This is a genomic window from Mesorhizobium sp. B1-1-6 (assembly GCF_006443035.1).
Lineage (GTDB): Bacteria > Pseudomonadota > Alphaproteobacteria > Rhizobiales > Rhizobiaceae > Mesorhizobium.
In genome coordinates this window covers 87,795-110,977 of record NZ_VFWR01000001.1, presented here as the reverse complement: position 1 = coordinate 110,977, position 23,183 = coordinate 87,795, and the positions used below count along the sequence as shown (strand labels likewise).

The following is a 23,183-nucleotide window of genomic DNA, read 5'->3' as shown; positions in this document are numbered from 1 at the left end:
GTCCATGACCCTTCACCTTCGACTTGAGGAGAATATCGAAGAAAGGCGTCCAGAGCTAGCCAGGCGACCGGGCCTTCTTACCCAACCTTCTTACAAAGCGCGACAAGTCGCTCGCATGAGAGTATATTGATCCTGGTGCAGGTCGCGGTTTGCGTGGCCAGTCATGCAGAACGGCAGCACCGTGAAACCGCGGCCTTACCAGACCTGTCTGGAGGAATGGTCATGGCAAGCTTTCACGTCATAGCAGGCGCCAGCGAGACGCTGGAGCACACCAGAATTCGCAAGATCGGTGTCACCGACCTTTTCGATGCGCTCAGGCGCGGCGTCGACGATTTCATGGTCAAACCGTCGCACATCATTTTTCTCTGCCTGATCTACCCGCTTGCGGGGGTCGTGCTTGCAGTCTGGACATCAGGCAATAACACGCTCCCATTGTTGTTTCCGCTCGTGTCCGGATTTGCGCTAATTGGTCCATTCGCCGCAATCGGCCTCTATGAGATCAGCCGGCGACGGGAAGCCGGGCTAGACGCCTCATGGAGGGCCGCCTTCGAGGTCAGGAATTCTCCGGCGCTGCCAGCCATCGCCGCGGTTGCGATCATGCTGCTTGCAATCTTCATCGCCTGGCTTTTGACTGCGCAGGCGTTTTACCAACACCTGTTCGGCCCCGCCCCACCGCAATCCTTCTCCAGCTTCATCAATGACATATTCGCCACAGGACGCGGCTGGACGCTCATCATCCTGGGGCACGCCATCGGCTTCGTCTTCGCTGCGATCGTGCTGTGCACGACGGTCGTCGCCTTCCCGTTGTTGCTCGAGCGAGATGTCGGCGCCTATGAAGCCATCCACACCTCGGTGCGCGTGGTGCTGGCGAACCCGATCGTGATGGCGGTATGGGGCCTGATTGTCGCCGTCGCCCTGATCATCGGCACGCTGCCAGTATTCGCGGGGTTGGCGATCGTGCTGCCGATCCTCGGTCACGCTACCTGGCATGTCTACCGCAAGGTCGTGGAACCGCCGCCGACGGCCGGACCGGCGCCTCGATGAACTCCCTGCCGCGCCGGCAAGGACCGGTGCGTGCAGGTTGATCAGAGCCCTTTCCGGCTTCAGTAAGCCGGATGGCTGAAGCGGGCCTGGTGGGCGCCCATAGTCAGGTTACGGAAATCCTTGCCGCTGACACGCACCAGCGTCCTGTGATCGCCGCCCTCGAAATAGATATCGGCGGCACTGCCAAGGCTTTCGTCAAGGACTACCGGCACATCGTAGGCCGCGCCGATCGGCGGAATGGCGCCGGTATCGCAATCGTCAAAGAGCGAAACCGCTTCATCTTCGGTGGCGAGTCCAAGACTCTTGTCCATGACCTTCTGCAACGCGCCGACCTCGATCCTATGTGTGCTGGGGACCACGGCCAGCGCATAACCCAGATAGTGGTGAACGAGCACCGATTTGGCCATTATGCTGCCGGGCACGTGCGCGGCTATAGCGGCCTGCCTGCTTGTGGCCGTGCGATGATGCGCGACAGTGTCGTAGGAAATCCCTTTCCGGTCGATATAGTCCTTCAGTTTGTTTGCGATTGTCATTTTGGGCGTCCCTTGCTGAGTTCGCGACGCAGGTCAAAACGCGGCAATCATTTCGCTTCCGTCGTTTCGGTATGAATAAAGATGGCCCAACCGTCGATTGTTTCAAGGCGAGGGTGGCGGCACCGGACCGCCCGCAGCATCGTCGGAATCCTGATCGGCCATCGACAAGGTCTGAACTCCGATTTGGCGTCAGGGCCCAGCCCCGAAAAACGCCATCCGGGTGAGAAGCGTGTAATCCGCTTCAAAGACCATCATCGCCACGAATACCAACACCAGCACGGGCGGCAGGATGATTGCGTATGTCAGCGCCAGCCGTTCCCAGGCCATGTGCATGAAAATGGCGACGATGAGCCCTGCCTTGAGGATCATGAAGATCAGGATCAGCGACCATCTGAGATAGCCGTGCAGACCGAAATAATCGATCAGATAGGAGCAGGTGCTGAGAATGAACAGCCATGCCCAGACCACCAGATAAAGCTTGATCGGGTGCTCCTGATGAACTTCTGCCGGGGGGGCGCCGGTCGTCGCCGCGTCATGAGTAGCGTGCAGCGTGTGTTGCCCGAGGCCGTTTGCGGTTGCTTCAGCCATATCTGCCTCTCACCAAAGATAGAAGAACGCGAAAATGAAGACCCAGACCAGGTCGACGAAATGCCAGTAGAGTCCCATGATCTCGACGTTCTCGTAGCGGCCCCTGCGGCTGGTAAAGAAGCCGGGCCGCCCAAAGTCAAAATCTCCACGCCACACCTTTCGCGCCACGATGATCAGGAAGATCACCCCGATTGTCACATGCGTGCCGTGGAAGCCGGTGATCATGAAAAAGGTTGACCCGAACTGGGCAGCGCCCCAGGGATTGCCCCAGGGCCGCACGCCTTCGGTGATCAGCTTGGTCCATTCGAAGGCTTGCATACCGACAAAGGTCGCACCGAGTGCTGCGGTCAGAAGCATCAGGATTGCCGTTTTGCGGCGGTCGCGGCGATAGCCGAAATTGACCGCCATGGCCATGGTTCCGCTGCTTGAGATCAGCACGAAAGTCATGATGGCAATAAGGATCAGCGGAATATCCGAGCCGCCGATACGAAGCGCAAAGACCTCGCTGGGATTGGGCCACGGCACGCGTGTCGAAATGCGCGCGGTCATATAGGAGAGCAGAAAGCAGCCGAAGATGAAGGTGTCGCTGAGCAGGAAGATCCACATCATGGCCTTGCCCCATGACACGTTCTTGAACGCCCGCTGATCCGAGGACCAGTCGGCGGCGATGCCTTGCCAGCCTGCGGGCCGCGGCTCTGTCTGAGCGATATGCGTGAGTGTCTCTGCCATCCGCCCGTTCCTCCTACGTCAGTAACCCCCGGCAAATATCGATGAAAGTCGCGGCCCAGCCGGCCAGAAGCGCGAAGATGGCAAGCCAGACGAAAAGCAGGAAATGCCAATACATGGCGCACAGCTCGACGCTGAGGCGAAGCCGCGCCGGCCTTGCCCCGTTCCAAGCGCCGACGGTTGTTCTGCCCAGGCCCACCAGTCCGCCCAGTATGTGCAGGCCATGCATTCCGGTAAGCAGGTAGAAGAAACTGTTGGCCGGATTGGAAGCCAGAAAGTAGCCATCGGCAGACAGCTCGCGCCAGGCCATAAACTGTCCAATCAGGAAGGAGAGCGCCGTAAACCCGGCGGTGGCAAGGCCGAGCTTAACCATGTCCATTTGACCCTTACGCGCCGCGAGCGAGGCGCATTGCAGCGCAATGCTGCTGAGGACCAGCATGCCGGTGTTGAACCAGAGCAGCCGCGGCAGCGGCAGCGCCTGCCAGTCCGACAGCGCCATGCGCATGAAGTAGGCGCTGGTGATCAGCGCGAACAGACAGCCGACGACCGCCAGGAAGACGCCGAGGCCGATCTTGGCGGTCGGTAGCGCCGATCCTTCCATACCAACAAAATCCCCGGCCATACCTTGCTCGAGCCATGGCTTGGTCATCAGCCGCTGGTGGGAAAGCCACCATCCGGCAAAACCGGCGATCACGAGCATGAAGACCAGAATGACGCTCATGCCGGCTCCTTGGAGGGACCGAAGGAGCCCGGTACGTTTTGCGGGATAAAGTCCTCCTTGGCGCCCGGTACGCTGTAGTCATAGGCCCAGCGATAGACGATCGGTAGGTCTTTGCCGAAATTGCCATGGGCCGGTGGTGTTTGCGGCGTCTGCCATTCGAGGGTCGTGGCCCGCCACGGGTTGCCGCCGGCCTCGCGGCCATGACGGATGCTCCAGATCAGATTGAACAGGAACACAATCTGGGCAAAGCCGACGATGAACGCCATGATGCTGATGAACGAGTTCAGATGGTGGGCCGATTCTGTCATCACCGTCATATCGGTCAGTTCATTGTAACGCCTGGGCACGCCCATCAGTCCGAGGTAGTGCATGGGAAAGAAAATCAGGTAGGCGCCGAGGAAGGTGACCCAGAAATGGAACCGGCCCAGCGCCTCGTTCAGCATCCGGCCGGTGACCTTCGGATACCAGTGGTAGATCGCACCGAAGATCACGATGATCGGCGCGACCCCCATGACCATATGGAAATGGGCAACGACGAACATCGTGTCCGACAGCGGGACGTCGACCACGACATTGCCAAGGAACAGCCCGGTCAACCCGCCATTGACGAAGGTGACGATGAAAGCCAGGGCAAATAGCATCGGTATGGTGAGGTGGATGTCGCCGCGCCACAACGTCAGCACCCAATTGTAGACCTTGATGGCGGTCGGAACCGCGATGATCAATGTCGTGGTGGCGAAGAAGAAACCGAAATAGGGATGCATGCCGCTGACATACATGTGGTGCGCCCAGACGACGAAGCTCAGCGCACCGATGCCGACGATGGCCCAGACCATCATGCGATAGCCAAAGATGTTCTTGCGCGCATGGGTGCTGATCAGGTCCGACACGATGCCGAAGGCCGGAAGGGCCACGATGTAGACTTCGGGATGGCCGAAGAACCAGAACAGATGCTGAAACAGGATCGGGCTGCCGCCATTATGCTGTAATTGCTCGCCCATTTCGACGATCGCCGGCATGAAGAAGCTGGTGCCGAGCGTCCGATCAAGCAGCATCATCACACAGGCGACGAATAGCGCCGGGAAGGCGAGCAGAGCCATGACGGTCGCGGTAAAGATGCCCCAGACAGTCAGCGGCAGACGCATCAGCGTCATGCCGCGCGTGCGGCCCTGCAACACCGTCACGACATAGTTCAGCCCGCCCATGGTGAAGCCGATGATGAACAGGATCAGTGAGACGAGCATCAGGATGATGCCCCAGTCCTGGCCCCCCGGTGTGCCGGTCATGATTGCCTGCGGCGGGTACAGCGTCCAGCCGGCCCCCGTCGGTCCGCCAGGCGCAAAGAAGCTCGACACCAAAACCAGCACGGCAAGCAGGTAGATCCAGTAGCTCAGCATGTTGACATAGGGAAAGACCATGTCGCGAGCCCCCACCATCAATGGGATCAGGTAGTTGCCGAAACCGCCGAGGAAGAGCGCCGTGAGCAGATAGATCACCATGATCATGCCGTGCATGGTGATGAACTGGTAGTAGGCTTCAGGCGTGATGAAGTCGAAGGTGCCGGGAAAGCCGAGTTGCAGCCGCATCAGCCAGGACAGCACCAGGGCGACCAGGCCAATTCCCGTTGCCGTCGCCGAATACTGGATGGCAATGACCTTGGCGTCCTGCGAGAAGACGTATTTCGTCCACCAACTGTGCGGATGATACAGTTCGACTTCCGCGACTTCGGCCGGCGGGATGGCATCTGCAGGGGTAATATCGACCATAGGAACACCTCCGTGTCCTTTTTAGCGAGACCCGACGGTTTCGAGCTTTGCTGCAATCCTCGAACTTGACACCGTCGTTGGACCCGGCGCCTGGCTTGCCGAGCCCGTCTGCTGGGGCGCCGACAATTGCGCAAACGTCTGTTGCTGGCCAAGCCACGCCAGATAATCCTCCTGCGTATCGACCATCACCACACCGTGCATCATCGGATGTCCTTGGCCGCAGAGTTCAGCGCACAGGACCTGGAAGGTTCCGGTTTTCGTTGGGGTGAACCAGAAGTAGGTGACCGAGCCCGGGATCATGTCCATTTTCGCGCGGAATTCCGGCACATAGAAATCATGCAGCACGTCGATCGAGCGAAGTAACATCTTGACCGGCTTGCCAACCGGCAGATGCAGATCGGCCGCTTCGACCACGACATCGTCCTGGCCATTGGAATCGCTGGTGATCACGCCCAACGGATTGTCAGCGGTGACGCCGCGGGTGTCGGATGTGCCGAGCTTGCCGTCCTTGCCGGGCAGGCGGAAACTCCATTGCCATTGCTGGCCGACAACTTCGACCACGGTTGCGTCGCTCGGAACGTTGACGAACCGGTTCCAGACGAACAGGCCGGGAACCAGCAAAGCCGTTACGCCGACCGCGGTGACAACCGTCAGCCAGGATTCGAGCCGCCTGTTCTCCGGTTCATACGCCGCCTGATTGCCTTCCCGATGACGGAAGCGGAAGACGCAATAGGCCATGAACAAAACCACGGCGGCAAAGACGACGCCGGTGATCCAGAAAGTTATGATGATGGTGTTGTCGATATAGTCCCAGTTCGAGGCAATCGGCGTCCACCACCATGGGCTCAGGAGGTGGAACAGCACCGAGCCCACAACTATCAAAACGAGTACAAGCGCGAAGGCCATGTCCCGTTCCTCCCGGCATTCCAGGGGCGCGAAGCCGTCTCCGGAAATGCCAAGTGCATCATAGCTTGATTTGGGGTCGCAATTCTAGAGCCGACTGTCTTGACGGGAAAAATCCCGCCTTGCCTGCGCCAACCCTTCGAGAGGAGCCGTCCATCACACACGGGGACGCGTTCGTCCGGCTGATGCGCCTGCGCCGGATCGTTTGGGCGAAGTCGACGGTGGGGTGTGCCAAGCCACGTCGGCAGGCCGAATTCGATCTTCGCGCCGACGAAGTTTCGTTTGTGCTATTTCAGCAGGCCGACCAGAACGTCGAAGGCGGCGTCGATGTCGGCGCGGACCGCGGCCTTGACCGCTTCCGCGTCCCGGTCGCGCAACGCAGCGAACATCTCCTGATGGTGCGTATTGGCGGTCGAATAGTTTCCGGAATCGTGCAGCATGTTGAAATAAGGACTGATCTGCAGCCACAAGTTCTCGATGATGTTGAGAATGTTCTCGGAGCCGGCCGCCCGGTAGATGGAGAAATGAAAGGCGTAGTTGGCGCGCAGATAGGACTTGACGTCTCCCGCCGCATTGGCCTGTTCGAGCGCGTCCAGATGCTGGCGCAGCCGGGCGATAGCTTGGTCGTCCATACGCTCGGCCGCCCATGCGGCGGCGATCGCTTCGATCTCGAAGCGGACGTTTCTCAGATCGACGAGGCGTGTGCGGCTGAGTGCGGGAATGCCGATCGAGCGGCCTGAAACCACCATCAGCGCGTTGGCGGCGGTCAGCCGCCGCAGGGCCTCCCTGACCGGCATCGGACTGACGCCGAAAGCATCGGCAAGGCTTTGCACCGTTACCATCTCGCCCGGCACGATGCTGCCGTCGAGGATCAATTCGGTGACATGGCGATAGACCCTGTCCTGCAAGGTCTCCTTGGACAGGGGCGCGATCTCGACACCCGGCTTTCTGAACGCCGCTCCAGCCATCTCCCCTCAACCTTCCCGCGCAAGCTGCGCCATAGCCCGTATCCGGAATGCAGGCTTCCGGCTGCGGCGTCAAGCACCCCCGCCGTCGCCTTGTCATGAGCATATTTCATCATTGATCTTTGATCAAATGGTGATACGGTTGCGATATCGGATGGCAAGGTCACGTCTCGTGCCCTTGGGAGGCATCCGATCGTTCGGATCGGGAGGAGTTTCATAATGGGTATCGGATTGAAAGCCCGGCGGCTTGCGCTGCTGGCCGGCATGGCTGCCTGTGCTTTTGGCATCTCCGCGGCCGAGGCCGCTGAAAAACACAAGATTTTTCTCAGCATGAGCTTCATCGGCAATGACTGGCAGGCCGAGGCGGCGAACATGGTCAAGGCGATGGCCTCGCACAAGAGCCTGGTCGACAAGGTCGACCTGCAGGTCCAGGTGGCCGGGCCGAATGCGCAGCGCCAGATCCAGCAGATCAACGCCATGGTGCAGGCGGGAGCGGAGGCGATCGTGATTTATCCGATCTCGCCGACGGCGCTGAACCAGGTCGTCAAGAACGCTTGCGAAAAGGGGGTCAAGGTCTTCGCCTACGACGCCGAGATCACCGAGCCCTGCGCTTACAATGTCCATATCGACCAGGAGGAGGCTGGCAGGGTGACAGCCGAATGGCTGGCCAAGAAGCTCAACGGCAAGGGCAACATCATCGCCGTGACCGGCGTTCCCGGCACCTCGGTCGACGAGCTGCGCACCAAGGCCGCCAAGGCGGTGTTCGCCAAATATCCGGACATCAAGATTGTCGGCGAAGCGGTCGGCATGTGGAGCCAGGCGGTGGCACGCACCGAACTCTCCAAGATTCTCGCCACGCGCAGCTGGGACGACATTAACGGGCTGTGGATGCAGGTAGGCTGCTTCACCGCCAATTCGATGCAGCTCGAGGCGGGCAGGAAGGCCAGCCAGCTTCTGCCTTGCGCCGGTGAAGGCTCCAATGGCGGCCGCATCCAGATGCTGCCGGAAGGGACGGAGGTCGAGGGTGCTGCTTCTCCCTATGCACCGCTCGGCGCGCCGCGCATTTCCTATGCCTCGCCGCCCTATTCCGGCGCGCTCGCCTTGAAGCTCGCCATCGAGGCGATCGAGGGCAAGGATGTGCCGAAAGCGACAATCCTGCCGCTGCCGATCGTCACCAACGAGACGAGCAAGCTTTGCAACGAGGGCACCTGGGCCGAAATGAAGGCCGGATGCAACACCTTCAAACCGTCGCTGGTTTCCAACCCCGGCTGGTTCGCGTCGATCTTCTCCGACCAGACGCCCGAGATCGGCCTCAACGCGGCGCTCGTCGGCCAGCCCGAGGAGTAGGCTTCAGCAATCCGTGCGCGTGGGGCACTGTGGGCTCCACGCGCCCGCAAGCATGGCATGCCGGAACCGGGAATGATGACTTCAACAACGCATGTGCCGGCTATTGCCGTCAACGGCATACGCAAGGCGTTTGGCGCGACGGTCGCGCTTGACGACGTCTCCTTCGCGATCTCGCCTGGCAGCGTGCACGCTTTGCTGGGTGAGAACGGCGCCGGCAAGTCGACGCTGGTCAAGCTCCTATCGGGACTGGTGCGGCCCGATCAGGGCCAGATCAGCATCCTTGGCGCGCCGGCCGCGCTCGGTTCGCCGCGCGCCGCGCATGAACGCGGGGTGCAGACGGCGTTCCAGGAGATGACGCTGGTCCGCGACCTCAGCGTTCTCGACAATATGCTGCTGCCCTATGCGCCATCCGGCCCGACCGGATTGATCAGGCGGTCGGCCGCGCGCAAGGCAGTCGGCCGGCACATTGCCGATCTCGGTTTTTCGGTCGATCTCGACGCCGAGGTGGCGACGCTCGATCTCGCGGTCCGCCAGAAGATCGAGATCGCGCGCGCCGTCTACCGCAAGCCGCGCATCCTGTTGCTGGACGAGCCGACCTCGACGCTTTCGGGCGGCGACGTCGAATGGCTGGGAACAATCATCGCGCGGCTCAAGGCCGCCGGAACGACGGTCGTGTTCATCACCCACCGCATGCGTGAGGTGCGGGCCTTCTGCGATACCTTGATCATCCTTCGGAATGGCCGCCACATCATCACCGCACCGGTGGCCGACATCTCGGATGAGGATGTGATCGAGAAGATCATCGGCCGCGCCCTCGCGCAGACCTTTCCGCCAAAGCCTGAGGGCGCGGCCGTCTTCGGTCCGCCGGTGCTCGGCGTGCGCGACCTCAAGGCGGGCAGAAAACTCGACGGCGCCAGTTTCGATTTGCGCAGGGGCGAAATCCTCGGCATCGCCGGACTTCAGGGCATGGGCCAGCTAGACCTGTTCCTCGCCTGCTTCGGCATGGCCGAGATCGAACGCGGCCACGTCATGGTCGACGGCCGCAAAGTGTGGCTCGGCTCACCGGCCGATGCGCTGAGGCCCAACATGGCGATCGGGCTGGTGCCGGAGGATCGCAAGACCGAAGGTCTGTTCCTGAAATTGTCGGGCCGGCAGAATGCATCCCTGCCGGTGGTCGGCCGCTTCACCCGGCTCGGCTTGATCCGCGAGGAGGAGGAAGCACGCGCGGTGCAGGCGGCCTTCTCGACGGTCGAGGTGGACAACCGAGCGCTGTGGACAAGGGCAGGCGCCTTTTCCGGCGGCAACCAGCAGAAGATCGCCATCGCCAAATGGCTGGTCGCCGAAAGCCGCATCCTGCTGCTCTTCGACCCGACCCGTGGCATCGATGTGGGCACCAAGCATGAGCTCTACGTGATGATGCGCAACTATGTGGCGGCGGGCGGCTCGATCCTGCTGCATTCGACCGAAATTCCCGAACTCGTCCATCAATGCGACCGCGTGCTCGTTCTCTATGACGGACGGCTGGTGGCCGAGCTCGCCGGCGACGAGATCACCGAGAGCGCGATCATGCGTCCGGCGCTGGGACATGGCGGCAATATGCTGGAGGCAGCACAGTGAGCGCGGTCGGTTCGTTAACAACCGGACAGGCCGGACCCTTGGTGCGCCTCCTGGCGCGGCATCGCGGCGCCATCATCGCGGCGATCGTCTTTGCAGTGCTGCTCGTCGTCGTCGACCTGATCAGCGCCGGGCGGCTCAGCTATTTCGACATCTCGTTCCTGTCGAGCGGCGGCGCCACCTCGGCGCTGGCGGCGATGGGCCAGACCATCGTCATCCTGTCCGGCGGCTTCGACCTGTCGGCGGGCGCCGTGGTTTCGCTGGTCAATGTGGTGCTGGCCACGTCGATGGATCCGATGGCGACCGGAACGAGCGTCTGGCTGTGGACGATGGCCGGCATTGGCGTCGGCATGCTCGTCGGGGCGTTCAACGGCTTCTTCATCGCGGTGCTGCGCATGCAGCCCATCGTCGTCACGCTGTCGACCATGTTCATCTTGCAAGGCATCACACTGCTGGTCATGGACAAGCCCGGCGGCTTCGTCTCGCCCGATCTCGGCGCCTTCTATCTCGGCGATGCGATCCCGGGCTGGTTGCCCATGCCGCTGGTCGTCATCGGCATGGTCCTGCTGGCATGGTTCTGGCTGAAAGGCACGCGGTTCGGCACGGCGCTTTACGCGGTCGGCAGCGATCCAGACGCCGCGTCCGCAGTCGGCGTGCGCGTCGCTCTCGTGCGCTTCCTCGTCTATGTCATCGCCGGTGGCTGCTACGGGCTTGCCGGTGTGTTCATCAGCGCCCAGACCGGCAGCGGCGATCCGCTGGTCGGCAATCCGCTGCTGTTGTCGATGTTCGCTGCCGTCGTGGTCGGCGGCACGCGGCTCGGCGGCGGGCAGGGTGGTCCGTTCGGCACCGTCTTCGGCGCCTATATCCTGATGATGGTCGTCAACGTCCTGCTCGTCCTCAACGTTTCGGCCTATTATTCGACCATCGCCGAGGGCACCATCCTGATCCTTGCCGTTCTCGCGGGCTCGCTGTCGCATGGCTCCGTGCTTGCCTACCAGGTCCGCGCCTTGCGCGCGCGGTTCGCCGCATGGCGCGCCGGCATGCTGCCGTCGCAACTCGACCCCACCGACCGCAGGCTGCGCATCGCCCACAAGCCCGCCGTTCCGGGACAGGCACCCGGCTTTCGCGTTCGCAATGCCGAGGCGCTGCGCTACGCGCTGCCGGCTTACGTCTGCCTGGCCGTCGTCATGATCGTCACCCAGATCTGGCTCGGCCGGGCCATCTTCAATCCCACCTACTGGAACTCGCTGTTCGTGCTGTCGAGTTTCCTTGCCGTGCTTGCGCTCGGGCAGGGCAGCGTCATACTCACCGGTGGACTCGACCTATCGGTGCCATGGACGATTGGCCTGTCGGGCATCCTCCTTGCCGGCATGGTCAACGGATCGGACGCGGCACTCGCCTATGCGCTGCCGGTGGTGCTCGCCATCGCCTGTCTTATCGGACTGGCGAACGGCATCGGCATCGTTTTCCTCGGCATCTCACCGATCGTCATGACGCTCGCCACCAACGGCATCCTGCAAGGTTTCGCGCTTCTCTATTCGCAAGGCACGCCGGCCGGCTTCTCCTCGCCCATGCTGCGCTGGTTCATGACCGGCAAGCTATGGGTGGTGACGCCGGTCGTGCCATTCATGATCGTCTTCGTGGTCTTTGCGGTGCTGCTGCTCGGCCGTACCGCCTTCGGCCGCAAGGTCTACGGCATCGGCAACAGCCTGCGCGCGGCCCAGCTCTCGGGCATCGCCGTCGGACGGACGCTGATTTTCGTCTACATGCTGTCGGCATTGTGCGCGGCGATCGTCGGCGTCATGCTAACCGGCTTTTCAGGCCAGGCCAGCCTTGGCATGGGTGACGACTATCTCCTGCCATCCATCGCCGTTGTCGTGGTCGGCGGTGCGCTGATCACCGGCGGGCGCGGCCACTATCTCGGCATGCTCGGCGGCGTGCTGCTTTTGACGGCGCTGCAGATGCTTCTGGCCGGCACGACGCTGCCCTACGCCACACGGGCGATCCTGTTCGGGCTGGTGGTGCTCGGCGCCGTCATGGCGCTGCGCGAAAGACGCATACAATGAAGGGAATGGAATCATGAGCACGAGCGCACCCAAATCGCCCGACGAATTCCTGGCGGGGCTCAAAGGGCAACGTGTCCTGGTCACGGCGGGCGCCGGCGGCATTGGCTTCGCCATTGCCGAAACGCTGTCGCGGCTCGGTGCCCGCATCGTCGTTTGCGATGTATCCGACGAAGCCCTGGCGGCCGCCCCCAAGAAGATGACGCTCGCCGCGGCGGTCAAGGCCGACGTGTCGCGTGACGACGATGTCGACCGGCTGTTCGAGGCGGTGAAGGAGAAGCTTGGCGGCCTCGACGCGCTGATCAACAATGCCGGCATTGCCGGGCCGACCGGCGGCGTCGACGAAATCGAGCCGGACGACTGGCGGCGCTGTCTCGACATCGGCCTGACCGGCCAGTTCCTGTGCGCACGGCGCGCCGTGCCGCTCATCAAGGGGGCCGGCGGCGGTTCGATCGTCTCGATGTCGTCGGCGGCCGGCCGCCACGGCTACGCGTTCCGCACGCCCTATTCTGCGGCCAAATTCGGCGTCATCGGTTTCACGCAGAGCCTTGCCAAGGAGCTTGGACCGCACGGCATCAGGGTCAACGCCATCCTGCCGGGCATCATAGAGGGGCCGCGCATCGAGGGCGTCATCTCGGCACGCGCCAAACAGGTCGGCATCAGCCACCAGGAGATGACCGAACGCTATTTGCAGAACATCTCGTTGCGCCGCATGACCAGCCCGTATGACGTGGCTTCGATGGTCGCATTCCTGCTGTCCGACGCGGGCATCAACATTTCAGGCCAGTCGCTCGGCGTCGACGGCAACGTCGAAACGCTTTGAGGAGCAAGCAATGGCCAAGGTTGCAATTGTCGGAAGCGGGTTCATTGGACGGGCTTGGGCGATCAGCTTCGCGCGTGCCGGCCATGACGTGCGCATGTGGGACCAGTCGCCGGTCGCGGGGGGTGGCGCGCGCGACTACATAGAAGGCGTGCTCGGCGATCTCGCTTCGAACGACCTGCTGCGTGGACAATCCGCGCACGCGGTGCTCGAGCGTATCTCCGTCGTGAGAGATATGGACGCCGCGCTGGCCGGCGCCGTGCATATCCAGGAGAACACGCCGGAAAATCTCGAAGTGAAGCGCGAGGTGTTTTCGCGGATCGATTCCCTCTCTGATCCGCAGGCGGTGATCGCCAGCTCCACCTCGGCGCTGTTGCCGTCGAAATTCACCGATCATCTCCCGGGGCGGCACCGCTGCCTGGTCGTGCATCCGATCAACCCGCCCTACCTCATTCCGGCGGCGGAGGTGGTGCCGGCGCCGTGGACGTGCGCCGAGACGCTTGAAAGGACGCGCGCCTTCCTCCTCGATGCCGGCCACGCGCCGCTGGTGATGAAGCGCGAGCTCGACGGCTTCATCATGAACCGGCTGCAAGGGGCGCTGCTCGAAGAAGCTTTCCGGCTTGTCGCCGACGGCTATGCCAGCGTCGAGGACGTCGATATCGGCATCCGTGATGGCTTGGCGCTGCGCTGGTCGTTCATGGGGCCCTTCGAGACCATCGATCTCAACGCGCCGGGCGGCGTGCGCGACTATGCCGAGCGCTACCAGGGCATCTATTCCAATATTTTCCCGCAGATGCTGCGTCGCGTCGACTGGGCGGGCGAGGTGATGGAAACCGTCGAGTCCGAGCGTAGCAGGCGCTTGCCCAGGGAGAAACTGGGCGATCGGCAGGTATGGCGGGATCGCCGGCTGATGGCGCTGGCGGCGCACAAGAAGAAATCGGATCAGGAGTTCGGACAATGAAAGAAACCAGCCGCAAGCCCGGCGCCACGGCGGCCAGGGGCAAGGTCATCATCACCTGCGCGGTGACGGGGGCGATCCACACGCCGACCATGTCGCCCTATTTGCCGATCACGCCGGACCAGATCGCCTCGGAGGCGATCGCCGCCGCGGAAGCCGGCGCCGCGATCCTGCATCTGCATGCCCGCGATCCGGAGACCGGCAAGCCCGACCAGACGCCGGAGGCCTTTGCCCGTTTCCTGCCGCGCGTCAAGCAAGGCACCAATGCCGCCATCAACATCACCACCGGCGGCAGCCCCTATATGAAGGTCGAGGAGCGGGTGCGCCCGGCCGCCCAGTTCAAGCCGGAGGTGGCCTCGCTCAATATGGGCTCGATCAATTTCGGGCTCTATCACCTCGCCGACAAATACGAGACCTTCACGTTCGACTGGGAAAAGCCGCATCTGGAAGCGACGCGCGACCTCGTCTTCCGCAACTCGTTCAAGGATATCGAGTACATCCTTGCCACCTGCTACGACAATGGCACGCGCTTCGAGTTCGAGTGCTACGACATCGCGCATCTCTACAATCTCGCCCATTTCGCCGACCGCGGGCTGGTGAAGCCGCCCTTCTTCGTACAGTCGGTGTTCGGTCTGCTGGGCGGCATCGGCACGCATCCCGAGGATGTCGCGCATATGAAGCGCACGGCGGACCGGCTGTTCGGCGACCAGTTCCGCTGGTCGGTGCTCGGCGCCGGCGCCAGTCAGTTACGCATCGCCGCGCAATCGGCAGCACTCGGCGGCAACATCCGGGTCGGGCTGGAGGACAGTCTGTGGGCCGGCAGGGGCAAGCTTGCCAAGTCGAATGCCGAGCAGGTCGTGCTGGCGCGCAAAATCATTGAGGGGCTCGGCATGGAGGTGGCGACGCCGGACGAAGCGCGCGAGATCCTGTCGCTGAAGGGCGGCGACAAGGTCGCTTTCTGACGCAGCCAATCGCTGCGCGAGCCAACAAAGAGGAGGACGGCATGAAGATCGAAGTCGTGGTGGACGTGAAGACCACGCTTGGCGAGGGACCGCTCTGGGACGTCGAGCAGGAGCGTCTCTACTGGATCGACAGTTTCGATGGGCGCGTGTTCCGCGCGACCGCCGACGGGCGCGAGATCCGCTGCTGGGACGTGCCGATGAAAATCGGCTCGATGGCGCTGCGCAAGGATGGCGGCGGCGCTGTCGTCTCGTTGCAGCGCGGTTTCCATCTGCTCGATTTCGCCACCGGCGAGGTGACGCTGATCCATGATCCGGAGCCGGACAAGCCGATGAACCGTCTCAACGACGGCAAGGTCGACCGGCGCGGCCGCTTCTTCGCCGGCTCGATGGACACTATGGAGGAGGGGCCGTCCGGCGGTCTCTATCGGCTCGACCCGGACTTTTCCGTCACCAGGATCGATTCCGGCATCATCTGCTCCAACGGTCCATGCTGGAGCCCCGACGACCGCACCTTCTATTTCGCCGACACCTGGACCGGTGAGATCTGGGCGTATGATTACGACATCGCGACCGGTGCGGCCAGCAACCGCCGCACCTTCGTTCGCGTCGACACCAGCCGCGGTGGTGCCGCCGACGGCTCGACCGTCGATGCCGAAGGCTGCCTGTGGAATGCGCTGGTCTATGATGGAAGGCTGGTGCGTTACGCGCCGGACGGCAGCATAGACCGTATCATCGAGATGCCGGTGAAGAAGATCACCAGCGCCATGTTCGGCGGACCGAAGCTCGACACGCTCTACGTCACCTCCATGGCCAAGCCGCCGCTGCCGCGTTTTCCCGGCGATGGCGTGCTGCGCGGCAGCCTGTTCGCAATCACCGGCCTTGGCGTGACCGGAGTTCCCGAGCCGAGGTTTGGTGGCTGACGGGCGGCCTCTTAGCCGCTCCCCCGACCTCTCCCGCAAACGCGGTCAGCTAGTTTTTACCGGCACCATTTCTCTACCGCTATGGCGATGGCCTTCGTGCAATCGACGAGATCGCGCACCGAAACGCGCTCGTTCGGCTGATGCGCCTGCGCCGGATCGCCAGGACCGAAGTTGACGGTCGGGGTGTTGCCCAGGCCGGTCGGCAGGCCGATGTCGCTGTGTGCGCCGAAGCCGCTCAGGGCCGGCGACAGGTCGGCTGCTTTGACGGCCTCCTGGAACAGGCCGACAAAGGGGTTGTCCGACGGGATCTCGGCGCAATCGGCATCGAGGATCCATTCGACACGGGCAGGGTGCTTTCGCAGATAAGGATCCGCCTGGCAGACATTGGCGATGTGCACTTCGATTTCGCGTTTGACGTTGCCGCCCAGCCTGAACTCGTCATGCTCGCTCGGCAGATACTGTGCGTCGATGATGATCTCGCCGCGTCCTGCCATGGAGGACGGGTGTTCGCCGGCATTGATCTGGGTGACGATGATCTGGTTGGGCAGGTCCATCAGCGGGTGGTTCTTCCTGGGATCGAACATCCAGCGCCGGTTGAGGATGTCGATGCCGTCGAGGATCTGCCGGCAAAGCTGGACGGCGTCGACCGGGCCGCTCGAATACCAGGCGTTCGGCGTCAGTTCGGCATGGCCGCCTATGCCGTCTATGATGATCTTGCCCCACAGAATGCCGTGACAAAGCGGTGCGATCCTGTTCGCCGTCGGTTCCGTCATGATGCCGGCGTCGGCGCGAAAGCCGCGATCGACCATGGCGAGCGACCCCATGCCGCCGATTTCCTCGTCGACGACGGTGGTGAAGACGACGTCTCCAGACAAGGGAACATTGAGCTCCTTCAGGATCTCGACGGCCATCAGCATGCAGGCGACGCCGCCCTTCATGTCGACCGTGCCGCGACCGTGCAGGTATCCGTCCTTCAGGACAGGCTGGAAGGGATCGGTGGTCCAGTGGCCGGCGGCACCCGGCGGCACGACGTCGATATGGCCGGTCAGCATGATGGATCGCCCGCCGCCGGTACCTTTCAAAACGCCGCCAAGGTTAGGCCGGCCCTCGAACGTCCTGCCCTTGTTGGCGCCGGCACGTCCCTTGTACTTTTCGTAGAGCGCAGGTCCGTCCGGATCCCAGAGATCGGTCGAGAAGCCGAGCGCCTTGAGGCGCTTTTGCAGGTAGAGCTGGCAATCGCGCTCGCCCGGGCCGGCCTCCTTCGGATTCGATTTCACGATCGAGGGGAAGGCGACGAGATCGCTCAGCGTCTTGACGATGCGCTCGGCGGCTGCCTCGACGCGCGCGGCGATGGTCTCTTCCATGGAAGGCATTGTTATCTCCAACGTTGGGAAAGTCGGTCGGCGAGAAGGACGAAAACCAGAAGGGCGCCGACAATCCCCACCTGCCAGACCGTGTTGATGTTCAATTGCAGAAGGCCGGTCTTCAGCGTGACCAGCAGCAGGACGGCCGCGAACACGCCGCCGACGCCACCGCGCCCGCCAGTGATGACGATGCCTCCCAGCATGGCCGCGGTCAGTGATTCCAGTTCGAGGTTCTGGCCGATATTGGGCCTGCCGCTGCCGAGCCAGGCGAGAGAGACGAGGCCGGCAGCACCGGCCAGTGCGCCGCTCAGCACGTAGAGAATGAAGCGTACGCGATCGACCGGAATGCCGACCAGTTTGGCCGAGCGCTCATTGAAGCCCATGGCATAGATCCAGCGCCCCCAGGCCGTCGAGAGCAGCACGAGACCGGCAAGCGCGAAGCAGGGGACGGCGAGCGTAAGGAAAGGCACGGGGATGCCCATGACCACGCCGCGCCCCCAAACGAGCAGCCAAGCGGGCACGCCGGACTGCGCCGCACCGCCGGTGGCGGCAAGCGCCAGGCCGGAATAGACGAAGAATGTTCCCAGCGTCGCGATGAAGGGGAGAAGGGCGAGCCCGTTCACCAGCCATCCGTTCAAGGCACCGAGCACGGCGCCGGCCAGGATGCAGACGACCGGCAACAGAAGGGGCGGCAACCCCAGCTTCAGGGAAAGCATGGCAATGATCGCCGAGAGCGAAACGGCGCCGCCAACGGACAGGTCGATGCCCGCGCCTCCGGCCAGGACGACCAGCGCCTGTCCAAGGCCGACCAGGGCCAGAATCGTCGAAAATTGCAAAATCGTGGTGACGGTGCCGAGATTGAAGACCGAAGGCTTGAGCGCCAGCAGGCCGACAATAACGACCAGCCAAAGGCCGCACAGCAGAGCCAAAGTGAGGGCGGGGCCCTGCAGGTTCCGGATCCTGTTCATGCGCGGGCTCGCAGGAATTGGGCAAGCGGCAGCCGGTTGGAGACGGCTTCGAAGCCGAGCACGCCGATGATGAGAACGCCGGTAACCACAGGCTGCCAAAGCGAGGGGACGCCGATCAGAAGCAATCCATTCTGGAGAATTCTCAGAAGCAGTACGCCGAAGACCGTGCCGATCAAGCTGCATCTGCCGCCCAATATGCTCGTGCCGCCGAGAATGACCGCGGCGATCGCATCGAGCGCCAGCGTGCTGCCGATCGTCATCTCCACGTTGCGGTAGGTGGCGACGTAAAACGCGGCGGCAATGCCAGTCAGGACGCCACTGATGACGAAGGTCATGAAGCGTACCTTGACCACGGGGATTCCGGACAGCCGCGCCTTTTCCTCGGAATTGCCGATCGCGAGCAGATGCGGGCCGTAGGGGGTTCGCCGCAATGCCAGCCAGACGACCAGATAGGCGATGGCAATGACGATGGCTGGGACCGGAATGCCGAGTACGGTGGTTGCGAGAAGATTAGTGAGGCTCGAGGGCAGGCCCGAGAGCCACTGCCCGCCGAGAAGGACAAAGACGGCGGTGCGGTAGACGCCAAGCAGGCCGAGCGTTCCCACGATTGCCGGAACGCGACCGAGGACGACGACGGTGGCCGTCACGCAGCCGAGCAGCGCACCGACCACCGGGCCAGCGATGAGCGCCAGCAGCGGATTGCCGTCGGCGCCAAGCACGCGGCCGATCGCTATTGCCGCCAGACCCATGACGATGCCGATCGAGACGTCGATGCCGCCCATGGCAAGCAGCAAGGTCATGCCAAGGCCTATCAGCAGCAGTTCGACGCTGTTGCGCAGGACCGTCGCCGCATTGCCTGGCGTCGCGTAGTGGGGCGATGCGACAGAAAAGATGACGATCGCCAGGAGACAGGCGGCAAGCAAGGACCACTCTCGCCCGTTCATGGCCAAAACGCCGTTTCCAAACTGTCGCACCGTGTTCATCCCAAGGCTCAGAAGTTGAACTTGTCGACATTGTCCTTGGTGAAGACCGCCGGCGGCCCGAGCAGCAGGATGCCCTTGGCGGCATCATAGGTGGCGGGCTTTTCGAGGCCGGCGATCTTGTTTTCCGCTTCGAAGCTCTTGCCGTCGATCAACTGCTTGCCGGCCCAGACCGTGAGATAGCCCAGCTGTTCGGGATCCCACAGCACGGTGAAGCCGAAGGCGCCGCTCTTCAGGTAGGATCGCGCCGTGTTCGGGCTGCAATAGCCCGTGCCTATGACGGAGCCGATCTTACCGGCGGTTTCGATGGCCTGGGCGACGCCCGGACAGGTCGAGGATGCGACGGCGATGATGGCCTTGATGTCGGGATTGGCGGCCATGAGATCGCCTGATATCTGCGCGGCGCGCTCGGCCGTGCCGCCAGCGAATTGCGGAGCGAGCAGTTTCAGCTTCGGATATTTGGCGGTGGCCTCTTTCTGCATGAAGCCGATCCAGGCGTTGAGATTGGACGCCGTCGCCTCGCCGGAGACGATGCCGATCGTGGCGTCCTCGCCGACGCGCTTCACCAACTCATCGATGATCGTCGTGCCGAGCCCTTCGTCGGTCGCCTGCGCCACATAGACGGCACGGCCGCTGTCGGGTGCATCGCTGTCGCTGGTGAAAAGCTTGATGCCCTTGGCCTTGGCGCTCTCGACGACGGGCGCGATGCTGGACGCATCCAGCACGCTGACCGAGATCGCCTGGACACCCTGGTCGATCAGGTTCTGCACGATCTGCAACTGATCGACCGGGTTGGTGTCGACGGGGCCGGAATAGATGAAATCGACGCCCAGGTCCTTCGCGGCGCGATTGCCGCCGGCTTCCATGGCATTGAAATAGGGTATGCCGATCAATTGCGGGACGAAGGCGACCTTGGGCTTGTCGGCGGCATGCGCCGCCGTGGCGACCACGAGTGACAGCACGGAAACGGCGAGCGCTTTTTTGAGTTGAGAAAGCATTGGTTTATCCTCTCTGGAATGGACGTGCATTTCAGTTTGATTTTTCAAGCGCCCGCACGTCGGGATGAGCGCCTGTTATGAGCGAAACGACTTCCTCGTGATTGGTCTCGGCCGCCAGCCGTTCGGCCACCTTGCGGCCGCGCCGGAACACCACGATGCGGTCGGCAACCTCGAACACTTCGGAAATGTTGTGGCTGATGAGGACGACGGCACAACCGCGCGCGGCAAGCCGCCGCGTCAGTGCCAGGACCTTGCGGGTTTCGGCGACGGCAAGGGCCGCCGTCGGCTCGTCCATGATGACCAGCCTGGCATTCAGATTGAGGGCCCGGCAGATGGCCACGGCCTGGCGCTGACCGCCGGACAGGCTGCCGACGGGTGCTTCCGGATCGGAAATATGCGCGTCGAGCTCTTTCAGCAGGCCGTCGACGCGCTGGCGCATTTCCTTGCGCTTCAGGAAGGGAATACCCAAAATGGAGCGTTTCAATTCGCGGCCGAGAAAGACGTTTTCGGCAATCGACAGGTTTTCCGAGAGCGCCAGTTCCTGAAAGATCGTCGCGATCCCCGACGACGCCGCATCCTTGGGCGAGGAGAAAGCCACCGGATTGCCCTCGATGAGAAGCTTTCCATCGCTGGGCGGATGGGCGCCCGCCAGGATCTTGATGAAGGTGGATTTGCCGGCGCCGTTGTCGCCGAGAAGCGCCAGCACCTCGCCGGAGCGGATTTCCAGGTCGACATCGGCAAGCGCAGTCAGGGCGCCGAAGCGCTTTGCGATATTTCTGGCGACAAGAAACGGTTCTGTCATGGCGGTTCCCCGGCGGTTGCTGGTCGGCTAGACGGCCTTGCTGACCCAGCGCAGCACGTTGGTCCAAAGACGCGCATAGCCCGGCCATTCCACGAAGCTGTTGGGCAGCCAATGCGGGCCGATATCCGACGTCCAGGCCAGCGTGCGGCCCTGGCCATGGCGGCCGGTGACCAGCAGCGGATGACCGCCGTGATCCTGCGGCAACCGTGCGAGGATTTCGACGTCATCGCGATCGCGAGCGACGACCTCGTTGGCGCCGAGCAGCAGCGGCCATTCGCCTTCGATGCCGGCAAAGATCGGGTGATCCTTGGGACCGGTGATTTCAGGCCGGAACCCTTCGGGAATCTCGAGCCGGTCGTCATAGGGGAGGCAGGTTACCGGCAGCGCCTCCTCGACGGCCGTGCGGTGCCAGCGCGCCTTGCCGTCGATGCCCTGGAAAGAGAAATAGCCGCCGATCATGACCATGCCACCACCGGCCTGCGTCCAGTCGCGCAGAAGCTTGAGCCGGTTGGGCACTGTCTTGCCGTGCAGCCAGACATCGGGGTGAAGCAGCAGCGAGTTCGCGCCGATGTCGGAGAGGATGATGGCCTTGTATTGCGACAGGCCCTCCGTGGTGAAAGGCAGCTTTTCGACGGCTTCATGGGCCGGCATGTAGTCGAGGTCGAATTCGCTGCTCTTCAAGGCATCGACCAGCGGCGTCGCGCCCAGGTGAAAGGTGACGCTGCCGAACTGATCGAACCCCTTGTAGTGGGTCGCCGAACTCATCCAGCTCTCGCCGACCAGAAGCACTCTTGTTTTCGCCATGACCAATACTCTCCTGGGTTCCCGTAAGTTGTTGGTTCAGCTTGCCAACATGGCGTTGTTCGCCAAAGCGGCAGCCTTCAAAGTCGCGAAATCCGCGATGTAGCCCTGTGCGCCTTCGACCGTGGTCGTCAGGCTCGCGCCGATCGCCGCATGGCGGGCGGCGTCGTCCAGCGACGCACCATGCAGCCAGAGGCTTAGGAATATGCCGGCGAAGCTGTCGCCGGCGCCCGTCGCATCGACGCGGTCGACAGGCAGTGCCGGCACCTCGATCTGCGGTCCGCCATTCGCCGGAAAGACGACCGCGCCAAACTCGCCGAGAGTGAGCACGACCGTTCCGCGCGGCTTGATGCGCGCCAGCATCAGCCGCACCTCTTCGATCATCGTCGCCATCCTCGAGCGAAAGTCGAAAATCTCCCGCATCATCACATCGTTGATGAAGGTCAGGTCGATGTGCCGGACCATCTGCGTGAAGGTTTCAGGCGTGCGTGCGCTCTTGGGCAGGCCGGCCGAATGCAGGCTCACCCTCCAGCCGGCCTGATGAAAGCGCGCGATGGAAGCGGTCATCGTTTCGTAGTGGAAGCCTTCGATGTGAAGACAGGCCGGGCGCGGTTCGGGCTGGATGTCCAGATTGGCGGTCAGATCGATCTCGCCGAGTTCGAACGGTTCACTGATGATCGTGCGGCTGCCATTGCGCTCGATGATCACGATGGCCTGCGAAAGGCGGTTGTTGGGCGTGTTGCGGATCGGCAATGCGTGGACGCCCAGTTTGGAAAGCGCGCCGAGCGCCCAGTCACTCTCCGGGTCTTCGCCGACCGCCGTCGCCAGTTCCACGTCGAGAGCGTAGGGCGCCCCAACACCGGCGGCGGCAACCGCGAGATTGGCCGCGGGCCCGCCCAGCGCCTTCTCGATATGGCTGGCTGTGATGCGGTCGTCGCGATGCGGCAGGACGTCGACGCGGCAGAGAAAGTCGACACTGACCCGGCCCGCGACCAGGAGCCTCGGCAGATGATCGAGATTCTTCGGCCTGTGGGGCGCGCGGCCCGGCAGCGAGCGCGCAAACGAACTCGGCCGGTACATCAGCGTGGCGATCGCCTTTTCGATGCGTTCGCGCGTGGCCTCCTTCAGGCCGGCGGTCCCATTGATGAAGTTCGACACCGTTCCGATGGAGACACCGGCGGCGCGTGCGACATCCGCTATGGTCGGGCGCTTGCGTTGCAATGGCAGGTTCCAATTGAAGCGTTTCAAACGGTATCAACGGAAAAGCCGCCCCTCAACGGAATTATGTTCTAAAAGGTCTGGAATCTGCGAGTGAATTTGGAAAACTATGGCGATATGGC

Annotated in this window: 22 protein-coding genes; 8 read left to right on the top strand and 14 right to left on the bottom strand. The window is 62.8% G+C overall.

Going from position 1 to position 23,183, the window contains the following annotated elements:
• The first annotated feature begins 222 nt into the window (after positions 1-222).
• Entirely contained in the window at positions 223-1,044 is an 822-nt protein-coding gene (locus FJ979_RS00520) for a DUF2189 domain-containing protein (RefSeq protein ID WP_140495789.1), read from the top strand.
• A 59-nt stretch (positions 1,045-1,103) separates the two neighbouring features.
• Here the strand turns inward: FJ979_RS00520 and FJ979_RS00515 are convergent, their stop codons facing one another.
• The 7 genes from FJ979_RS00515 to FJ979_RS00485 all read right to left on the bottom strand — a co-directional run bounded on the left by FJ979_RS00515 (position 1,104) and on the right by FJ979_RS00485 (position 7,249).
• Positions 1,104-1,577, bottom strand: a complete 474-nt coding sequence (locus FJ979_RS00515; RefSeq protein WP_140579751.1) for an aminoacyl-tRNA deacylase — start codon at positions 1,575-1,577, stop codon at positions 1,104-1,106.
• A 189-nt stretch (positions 1,578-1,766) separates the two neighbouring features.
• Positions 1,767-2,165 (bottom strand): cytochrome C oxidase subunit IV family protein, encoded by a 399-nt coding sequence (locus tag FJ979_RS00510; protein ID WP_140495791.1) that lies wholly within the window; start codon positions 2,163-2,165, stop codon positions 1,767-1,769.
• A gap of 9 nt (positions 2,166-2,174) precedes the next feature.
• Positions 2,175-2,894, bottom strand: a complete 720-nt coding sequence (locus FJ979_RS00505; RefSeq protein WP_140495792.1) for a heme-copper oxidase subunit III family protein — start codon at positions 2,892-2,894, stop codon at positions 2,175-2,177.
• A 13-nt stretch (positions 2,895-2,907) separates the two neighbouring features.
• On the bottom strand, positions 2,908-3,612 hold the full coding sequence (locus tag FJ979_RS00500; protein WP_140495793.1) for a cytochrome c oxidase subunit 3: 705 nt from the start codon (positions 3,610-3,612) through the stop codon (positions 2,908-2,910).
• Positions 3,609-5,378, bottom strand: coding sequence for a cytochrome c oxidase subunit I (gene ctaD / locus FJ979_RS00495; protein ID WP_140495794.1), 1,770 nt, complete (start codon positions 5,376-5,378; stop codon positions 3,609-3,611). Before ctaD ends, FJ979_RS00500 begins: the two co-directional genes overlap by 4 nt.
• Positions 5,379-5,399: 21 nt before the next feature.
• Complete coding sequence (gene coxB, locus FJ979_RS00490; protein ID WP_140521021.1) at positions 5,400-6,284, bottom strand: cytochrome c oxidase subunit II; 885 nt, start codon at positions 6,282-6,284, stop codon at positions 5,400-5,402.
• A 284-nt stretch (positions 6,285-6,568) separates the two neighbouring features.
• Positions 6,569-7,249, bottom strand: a complete 681-nt coding sequence (locus FJ979_RS00485) for a GntR family transcriptional regulator (protein ID WP_140521020.1) — start codon at positions 7,247-7,249, stop codon at positions 6,569-6,571.
• Positions 7,250-7,465: 216 nt separating this feature from the next.
• Here FJ979_RS00485 and FJ979_RS00480 point away from each other — a divergent pair, with 216 nt between their 5' ends.
• From FJ979_RS00480 to FJ979_RS00450, 7 genes are all read left to right on the top strand, one after another.
• Entirely contained in the window at positions 7,466-8,593 is a 1,128-nt protein-coding gene (locus FJ979_RS00480) for a sugar ABC transporter substrate-binding protein (protein ID WP_140495797.1), read from the top strand.
• Between the two features lie 75 nt (positions 8,594-8,668).
• On the top strand, positions 8,669-10,210 hold the full coding sequence (locus FJ979_RS00475; protein WP_140580055.1) for a sugar ABC transporter ATP-binding protein: 1,542 nt from the start codon (positions 8,669-8,671) through the stop codon (positions 10,208-10,210).
• Positions 10,207-12,273, top strand: coding sequence for an ABC transporter permease (locus FJ979_RS00470; protein ID WP_140579749.1), 2,067 nt, complete (start codon positions 10,207-10,209; stop codon positions 12,271-12,273). The genes FJ979_RS00475 and FJ979_RS00470 overlap by 4 nt, the downstream gene beginning before the upstream one ends.
• Before the next feature lie 13 nt (positions 12,274-12,286).
• Positions 12,287-13,093 carry an SDR family oxidoreductase gene (locus tag FJ979_RS00465; RefSeq protein WP_140579747.1) on the top strand — a complete coding sequence of 269 codons (807 nt, stop codon included), beginning with the start codon at positions 12,287-12,289 and terminating at the stop codon, positions 13,091-13,093.
• Positions 13,094-13,103: 10 nt separating this feature from the next.
• Positions 13,104-14,051, top strand: coding sequence for a 3-hydroxyacyl-CoA dehydrogenase (locus tag FJ979_RS00460; protein ID WP_140579745.1), 948 nt, complete (start codon positions 13,104-13,106; stop codon positions 14,049-14,051).
• The gene (locus FJ979_RS00455) at positions 14,048-15,010 is read left to right on the top strand and encodes a 3-keto-5-aminohexanoate cleavage protein (RefSeq protein WP_140579743.1); all 963 of its coding nucleotides are present in this window, start codon (positions 14,048-14,050) and stop codon (positions 15,008-15,010) included. Before FJ979_RS00460 ends, FJ979_RS00455 begins: the two co-directional genes overlap by 4 nt.
• Before the next feature lie 41 nt (positions 15,011-15,051).
• A complete protein-coding gene (locus FJ979_RS00450) occupies positions 15,052-15,930 on the top strand; it encodes an SMP-30/gluconolactonase/LRE family protein (protein ID WP_140579741.1) in 879 nt (292 codons plus the stop codon).
• A gap of 56 nt (positions 15,931-15,986) precedes the next feature.
• On the opposite strand, the gene FJ979_RS00445 is transcribed toward FJ979_RS00450, so the two are convergent.
• From FJ979_RS00445 to FJ979_RS00415, 7 genes are read right to left on the bottom strand one after another with little or no spacing between them, the layout of a single operon-like run.
• Positions 15,987-17,303 carry an ArgE/DapE family deacylase gene (locus tag FJ979_RS00445; protein ID WP_140579739.1) on the bottom strand — a complete coding sequence of 439 codons (1,317 nt, stop codon included), beginning with the start codon at positions 17,301-17,303 and terminating at the stop codon, positions 15,987-15,989.
• Positions 17,304-17,305: 2 nt separating this feature from the next.
• On the bottom strand, positions 17,306-18,262 hold the full coding sequence (locus FJ979_RS00440) for an ABC transporter permease (RefSeq protein WP_140579737.1): 957 nt from the start codon (positions 18,260-18,262) through the stop codon (positions 17,306-17,308).
• Positions 18,259-19,245 (bottom strand): ABC transporter permease, encoded by a 987-nt coding sequence (locus tag FJ979_RS00435; RefSeq protein WP_181168523.1) that lies wholly within the window; start codon positions 19,243-19,245, stop codon positions 18,259-18,261. Before FJ979_RS00435 ends, FJ979_RS00440 begins: the two co-directional genes overlap by 4 nt.
• An 8-nt stretch (positions 19,246-19,253) precedes the next feature.
• Positions 19,254-20,240 carry an autoinducer 2 ABC transporter substrate-binding protein gene (locus tag FJ979_RS00430; RefSeq protein WP_140495805.1) on the bottom strand — a complete coding sequence of 329 codons (987 nt, stop codon included), beginning with the start codon at positions 20,238-20,240 and terminating at the stop codon, positions 19,254-19,256.
• 31 nt (positions 20,241-20,271) lie between these two features.
• Positions 20,272-21,042, bottom strand: coding sequence for an ATP-binding cassette domain-containing protein (locus FJ979_RS00425; RefSeq protein WP_140495806.1), 771 nt, complete (start codon positions 21,040-21,042; stop codon positions 20,272-20,274).
• Positions 21,043-21,069: 27 nt separating this feature from the next.
• Positions 21,070-21,846: a glutamine amidotransferase gene (locus tag FJ979_RS00420; RefSeq protein ID WP_140495807.1), complete on the bottom strand. Its 777-nt coding sequence runs from the start codon at positions 21,844-21,846 to the stop codon at positions 21,070-21,072.
• Between the two features lie 36 nt (positions 21,847-21,882).
• Complete coding sequence (locus tag FJ979_RS00415) at positions 21,883-23,064, bottom strand: PfkB family carbohydrate kinase (RefSeq protein ID WP_140521013.1); 1,182 nt, start codon at positions 23,062-23,064, stop codon at positions 21,883-21,885.
• Positions 23,065-23,183 lie beyond the last annotated feature (119 nt).

What these genes read in the sequence shown, in the direction of transcription:
- FJ979_RS00430 (WP_140495805.1), bottom strand. Translation starts at nt 20,240, where the DNA reads ATGCTTTCTCAACTCAAAAAAGCGCTCGCCGTTTCCGTGCTGTCACTC.
- coxB (WP_140521021.1), bottom strand. Translation starts at nt 6,284, where the DNA reads ATGGCCTTCGCGCTTGTACTCGTTTTGATAGTTGTGGGCTCGGTGCTG.
- FJ979_RS00515 (WP_140579751.1), bottom strand. Translation starts at nt 1,577, where the DNA reads ATGACAATCGCAAACAAACTGAAGGACTATATCGACCGGAAAGGGATT.
- FJ979_RS00485 (WP_140521020.1), bottom strand. Translation starts at nt 7,249, where the DNA reads ATGGCTGGAGCGGCGTTCAGAAAGCCGGGTGTCGAGATCGCGCCCCTG.
- FJ979_RS00455 (WP_140579743.1), top strand. Translation starts at nt 14,048, where the DNA reads ATGAAAGAAACCAGCCGCAAGCCCGGCGCCACGGCGGCCAGGGGCAAG.
- FJ979_RS00425 (WP_140495806.1), bottom strand. Translation starts at nt 21,042, where the DNA reads ATGACAGAACCGTTTCTTGTCGCCAGAAATATCGCAAAGCGCTTCGGC.
- FJ979_RS00510 (WP_140495791.1), bottom strand. Translation starts at nt 2,165, where the DNA reads ATGGCTGAAGCAACCGCAAACGGCCTCGGGCAACACACGCTGCACGCT.
- FJ979_RS00475 (WP_140580055.1), top strand. Translation starts at nt 8,669, where the DNA reads ATGACTTCAACAACGCATGTGCCGGCTATTGCCGTCAACGGCATACGC.
- FJ979_RS00460 (WP_140579745.1), top strand. Translation starts at nt 13,104, where the DNA reads ATGGCCAAGGTTGCAATTGTCGGAAGCGGGTTCATTGGACGGGCTTGG.
- FJ979_RS00500 (WP_140495793.1), bottom strand. Translation starts at nt 3,612, where the DNA reads ATGAGCGTCATTCTGGTCTTCATGCTCGTGATCGCCGGTTTTGCCGGA.
- FJ979_RS00435 (WP_181168523.1), bottom strand. Translation starts at nt 19,245, where the DNA reads ATGAACACGGTGCGACAGTTTGGAAACGGCGTTTTGGCCATGAACGGG.
- FJ979_RS00450 (WP_140579741.1), top strand. Translation starts at nt 15,052, where the DNA reads ATGAAGATCGAAGTCGTGGTGGACGTGAAGACCACGCTTGGCGAGGGA.
- FJ979_RS00505 (WP_140495792.1), bottom strand. Translation starts at nt 2,894, where the DNA reads ATGGCAGAGACACTCACGCATATCGCTCAGACAGAGCCGCGGCCCGCA.
- FJ979_RS00440 (WP_140579737.1), bottom strand. Translation starts at nt 18,262, where the DNA reads ATGAACAGGATCCGGAACCTGCAGGGCCCCGCCCTCACTTTGGCTCTG.
- FJ979_RS00445 (WP_140579739.1), bottom strand. Translation starts at nt 17,303, where the DNA reads ATGCCTTCCATGGAAGAGACCATCGCCGCGCGCGTCGAGGCAGCCGCC.
- FJ979_RS00480 (WP_140495797.1), top strand. Translation starts at nt 7,466, where the DNA reads ATGGGTATCGGATTGAAAGCCCGGCGGCTTGCGCTGCTGGCCGGCATG.
- FJ979_RS00520 (WP_140495789.1), top strand. Translation starts at nt 223, where the DNA reads ATGGCAAGCTTTCACGTCATAGCAGGCGCCAGCGAGACGCTGGAGCAC.
- FJ979_RS00465 (WP_140579747.1), top strand. Translation starts at nt 12,287, where the DNA reads ATGAGCACGAGCGCACCCAAATCGCCCGACGAATTCCTGGCGGGGCTC.
- ctaD (WP_140495794.1), bottom strand. Translation starts at nt 5,378, where the DNA reads ATGGTCGATATTACCCCTGCAGATGCCATCCCGCCGGCCGAAGTCGCG.
- FJ979_RS00420 (WP_140495807.1), bottom strand. Translation starts at nt 21,846, where the DNA reads ATGGCGAAAACAAGAGTGCTTCTGGTCGGCGAGAGCTGGATGAGTTCG.